We start from the raw sequence: 6,004 nt of genomic DNA on the forward strand, positions 1-6,004 counted from the left end.
TCGACTTCGATCTCTGATTCAAAGTCTGAATCCAAGTCGGCCTCGATGTCGGCAAGTACGTCCACTTCAGAATCTAATTCAAATTCAAAGTCTGATAGTACTTCCGCTTCAACTAGTCAGTCGGCTTCGATGTCTCAGAGCGGCAATAATCCCGATTCAAACTCAGCCTCAACGAGTGCGAGTCAGTCTGCTTCGACATCGACTTCGAAGGATGGTAGCAATCCGGCTTCAGCTTCTGCTTCAACCTCAATGAGTCAGTCAACTTCTAACTCAATGTCAACGAGTGCGAGTCAGTCAACATCAAGTTCGATGTCTACGAGTGCGAGCCACTCAGCCTCGACTTCAAAGTCAAAGGCCAACGACCCAGCCTCAATGTCTGATTCTGAATTAATGAGTCAGTCAGCTCCTTCTGTTGATTCACAGGGTTCAACCGAACCGACTTCACAGCTTGGTTCTCAATCAACAAGTCATTTATCCTCAGCGACTGGTTTAAAGTCAACGAGGTCGGCTCACGGAAAGTTAGTACCAAACTCAACATCAACAAGCTTGAGCCCCGTTCTTTCAACTTCTGTTTCGAATGCGAAAGCACAAGGACACAGTGCTTTGCCAAATACAGGAAAAGATAGTAATAAGCAATCAGCCGCCGGCCTAATCGGCTTAGCTGCTGCAACCTTGTCACTAGGTGTACTTGGTTCAAAGCGCAAGAAAGAGGAAGAAAAGTAAGACAATAAGCATTATTTTTTAACCCCAAACATGGCAAAAGCCCCTGGATTTGAAATCCAGGGGCTTTTTGTAATGAAGTGATACCTATAATACACAACATCACGGGGAAAACGAGGCAAATATGGAAAATATTGATTTTTTTATAAATATTATCTTGTACACAGATTAACTTAAAAAAACTTTCCTTTTTAAAATTGGTATATTTGTCTTTTATACTTTTAATTTGTTATATAAGTTAAAATATTAGGAAGATTTAGTCCGGTTTTATTTCTCATAAAGTATAGATTAATGCTTTTAAATAAGGTAGATTTTATAGATTTGTGATGATTAACTACTAGTTTAATTATTCATTAAAATAAAAAAATGGTTACTTTTATAAATATTCCTAATTTGTAAATATTATTTTTTAGTGTGATTTTTAGAATAAAATTCACATATTTTTCTATTTTATAATTTGTAAATTGTTTTATAATAAAAATCAGTGTGGTAGTGTATGTCACAAAATTTAGGAGGTATTATATGAAATCGAATAACATCTTTGATCGTAATTCGGTCAAAACGCATTTCAAGATGTATAAGTCTGGAAAGCTATGGTTGGTTTCTGGGATAAGTTTATTCACACTTGGTATAGGTAATTCGACCATTATTTCGGCCGATAATACGACTAAGAAGGATACAACCGACGACCAATCCGTAACCTCGGTTCAAAGTCAGCCAACTTTGGCTCAGCAAAGTCAAGTGGTTCTTGTGCCGGAAACTTCAACTGCTCAACAGGTTGATTCATCAGCGGAACAAAAGGCAGCTTCCGATAGTAATTCGGCTAGCCAAAGCCAGAGCTTGAGTCAGTCTACGGCTAAGCAGGTCCAAAACCTGTCTACTCAAGATTCGTTAAGTTTGAGTACTAGTGATAGTGTTTCGACTTCACAAGCGAGTCAAAAGAACTCAAATATTAATCAACAGACTGGTCAGCTTGAAAAATCAGAGGTTACTAGCCAGCCTAATACTGATAGTCATGCAACTCAACCGGCTACATCAGCAGTTGCCCAATCGACAACCGATGGCACTAACACGCAATCCAATGCTGATTTAGCCAGCGCTAGCTACTTGACGACTGATATGAGTCAGGCGACTTCACAGGCTAAGAGTACTGCTTCGAGTCAAGCTCGTTCGCAGGCGCAAAGTGACGCCTATAGCCGAGTTGCTAGCCAAACTGGACAAGACGCTGATAGTACTCAGCAAAGTCAAGATTATAGTCAAGCTGCTTCAGATGCCAACAGTACGGTGGACAGTCAAGAGGGGAGTCGCCTTAGTTCGACTTCGACGAGTACTAGCTTAGCGCAAGATTTGAGTTTGGCGACCTCACTAGCTCTGCATACCTCGGCTAGCCAGTCTAATTCTCAAAGCCAAGGAGCAACTTCTCAAAATCCATTTGAGCTCTTAGCTCGGACAGCCGGTGTGGCCTCGGTTGGCGATGTTCAAGCCGACACCAGTGTTCAGGTATCACCGGATCCTGATAAAAATCGTTCAGGATTCAATAGTCAGACAATTTATAATGATGACCCCAGTCATGCTGTAACACCAACATCTGTTAAAGTAAAACCTGCCGAACAGATTATTAATAAAGACAGCTATAAGGATGATGCAAAAAGGAATAATACTTATGCTAAAGTAAGTGATTGGGCTGGTTTGCAGACTGCTTATAACGACAATGCTATCAGTTATATTGATATTGAAGGGGACATCTTTAATCCAAAACTAGATAATAGTGGTAGTGCTGCTTTGGACTGGCGTACTAAAGGAATTATTATCGATGGGAATGGACATACTGTTAATTTAGGAAAAGCTGCCTTTCGTACAGGAACAACTAATACTACCGTAGGCACTGTGTTTACGGTTACCAATATTAACTTGTTACAGGCAACTGTGGGAACAAATTGGTCTGGTGAAGGGAATAGTGTAACAGACTATGAAGGTGCCATTACTACTCGTGCCCAAAACGGTGGAATGGGTAGCTGGATTTATAATATTGACAATGTTTCCTTGAGTGGCACAAATGGTATTTCAGGAGACGCAAATACACAACCTAGGCGTTTACTATGGGCAGAAGGTAGTGCGGTCAATTTTTCTGGTAATATTACCGCAAATATTAAAGAAGAATTAGTTGTTATTGGGAATGTCAATATCGCTGATGGATCGAAGATTACTATGAATCGTACGGCAGGTACGATTGGTGATTCGATGTTTTATTTTTCGGCTGAACGACAACAATATTCTAATAGAATGACTAATTCAACTGGGCATAATCATCAATTTACTGTTGGGGACGGTGCCTCCATTATTGGAAACGAACTATCTGGTTATAGAAATAATCGTAATCCACTTGTTTATGCGCGTTATGATGGAATCAAAGTTGGAGATAATGTCCTTTGGGAGCAACATCGCTTTCAAAATTTCATTACCGATGCCAACTATAATGGTGATGGAAATGGTTATGGTCGAAAATTAATTTTCGGTCAAAATTTAACAGTTGTTGCACCTGATAATACGGGATCAAACTCATTTTATTTAAATGGGCAAACTAAGGTAGTGTTTAATGCGGGAACAACGTTGGACTTGGGGCAAACCAATAATTCCTCCGTTGTGTTTGTAGGTTGGGATTCGCAAGTAACTTTTATTTCTCCTAAAAGTCTACGCATAGCCCGCTTAACAACTGCTGGACAGCCAGCAGCTGGATCTGTTTTTACAATTTATAGTAATACTAGTATTCCCTATGGTTTCGTTTTAAATAATTCTGCTGTGAGAGTATGGAATAATGGAACTAATAGCAGTACTGATATTCCAGCTGGAAATTATGAATATCCAGTGACTAGCATGAAAGTTAGTTCAACAAATGTTGTTTATACTGGTCAAGATAACCAACAAGTAATTAAACCTAGTAACACAATTCGAGAATTACAGACTCAATCATTGGACAATGGAACCATTAAGATTAATTATGTTGATTTTAATGGAAAAGTTGTTGGATCAACGAATATTGATGTTTCAGATCGAAATAAATATTTTATTGGAAAATCGTTGAATTTACAGACTTCAGATTTTACTAAACTCAATATGCCTACAGGATATATGTGGGCAATTGCTGACCAGGTGCCATCAAGTGCAAAGGAAAAAGCTCAAGATGGTGGTGATCCAACAAATGATACGGATAACGGTGATGCTTATGGGCAGGCAAATTATGCTATTGTTCCAATGGCAGGCACTAATTATATCTATAATATTTATGTTTATGGGGTACCTCAAGATGTCTACTATCAGTACGTTGATAGCAACACTGGTAAGGTTTTGTATTCAAAGTTATCGGGTAAGGCCGGTGATGAAGCGATTGCCAATAATTTAGTACCAGCCAACTTTGGTAACAAGATTGATTGGACTAATGATTACTATTCAAGTACCAATGTGCCGGATGGTTATCATTTCGATCGGGCGAATGCTCAACAAGCCACGACGACTACGGTTTCTACCACGACACCATTGACGACGATTTATGTAGCTGGTAATAATCAAACTATTCAGCCTACTTTTCAAGATACAAACGGCCGAAGCTTGACACCGGATCAAAATATTACTATTAACGGTATTACGGGTGGCCAGGCAAGCATTGCAGCTGCGCCTTCGGTTAAGGATTATGGCTTTGACCACGTAGTTTTGAATGGTAAAACAGTGCCAGTTGGTACTACTTTCACCATGACAAACGGTGCTGACAAGGTTACCTATGTCTATTATTCGATTGCTACTTCGCAGTCGATTTCAACCTCGGCTTCAACCTCAGCTTCGATTCCAGCATCAACTTCAGCAAGTACATCAAATTCGACGTCAACCTCAGCTTCAGGTTCAACTAGTGAATCGAGTGCTTCGGCTTCAACCTCGGCTTCGAATTCTGCTAGTGAATCGAGTGCTTCGGCTTCAACCTCGGCTTCGAATTCTGCTAGTGAATCAAGTGCTTCGACTTCAACCTCGGCTTCGAATTCCGCTAGTGAATCAAGTGCTTCGACTTCAACCTCGGCTTCGAATTCTGCTAGTGAATCAAGTGCATCGGCTTCAACTTCAACTTCGATAAGTGGGTCAACTTCAATCTCAACTTCGACGTCAACCAGTGATTCTGCTTCGTCTTCGAGCTCAAAGTCTAAGAGCGAGTCGATTTCGACTTCTGCTTCGATATCGACCAGTGAGTCCAGTGCATCGGCTTCAACGTCGGCTTCGAATTCCGCTAGTGAATCAAGTGCTTCGGCCTCGACGTCAACTTCGATAAGTGGATCAACCTCGACATCGAGCTCGATTTCAACTAGTACGTCGATTTCAGCTAATGGTTCCGATTCAAATGCTTCGACTTCGACATCAATTTCTGGCTCGATTTCAACCAGTAATTCTAGTGCGTCAACTTCGACTAGTACTTCAATTTCTGGCAGCACATCAACTTCTGCTTCAATTTCGACGTCGACGAGTGATTCTGCTTCGGCGTCAACTTCAAAATCTAAGAGCGAATCGATTTCGACCTCTGCTTCCAATTCTGCTAGTGAGTCCAGTGCTTCGACATCGACTTCTACTTCGATAAGTGGATCAATTTCAACCAGCACATCGGCATCAAGTAGTACTTCAGCTTCAACTTCTGGCTCGGCCTCGACGTCAACGTCGACATCTAGTTCAGCCTCTGGCTCAACCTCTAGCTCAATTTCGACGAGTGAATCGATTTCGGCTAATGGCTCTAACTCAAATGCATCGATTTCAACGTCAATTTCGACTAGTACTTCGGCTTCGATTTCGACTTCAGAATCAGCTTCAACTAGTGCATCGATTTCGGATTCAATTTCTGGTTCGACATCGGCTTCTAAGTCGGCAAGTACTTCGACATCGATTTCAAACTCGGATTCAACATCAGCCAGTGCGTCAACCTCGACATCTAGTTCAATTTCGACTTCAACTTCAAATTCAACTAGTGCTTCTAGTTCAACCTCAGCTTCTGAATCGACTTCGGCTGCTTCAGCAAGTATTTCGACTTCGATTAGTACGTCAGGCTCTGCATCTGGTTCGACCTCGACATCAATTTCGAATTCAGATTCAGCTGCGTCAACCAGTGCTTCGATTTCAACTAGCACGTCTGCTTCAAGTTCGATGTCAACTTCAACTAGCCAGTCGGCTTCAACTAGTGCTTCGATTTCCGATTCGATTTCTGGTTCAACTTCAGCATCGAAGTCAGCAAGTACCTCGACTTCGATTTCAAACT

2 protein-coding genes are annotated in these 6,004 nt (G+C 41.1%); both read left to right on the forward strand.

Going from position 1 to position 6,004, the window contains the following annotated elements; translation table 11 throughout:
* A partial coding sequence (locus C7384_RS00005) for an LPXTG cell wall anchor domain-containing protein (RefSeq protein ID WP_116585365.1) occupies positions 1-723 on the forward strand: 723 nt, incomplete at its 5' end.
* 519 nt (positions 724-1,242) lie between these two features.
* The coding region (locus tag C7384_RS08230; RefSeq protein WP_165806745.1) for a pectate lyase-like adhesive domain-containing protein at positions 1,243-6,004 on the forward strand (4,762 nt) is incomplete at its 3' end.

The sequence above is a fragment of the Convivina intestini genome, assembly GCF_003096575.1.
GTDB lineage: Bacteria > Bacillota > Bacilli > Lactobacillales > Lactobacillaceae > Convivina > Convivina intestini.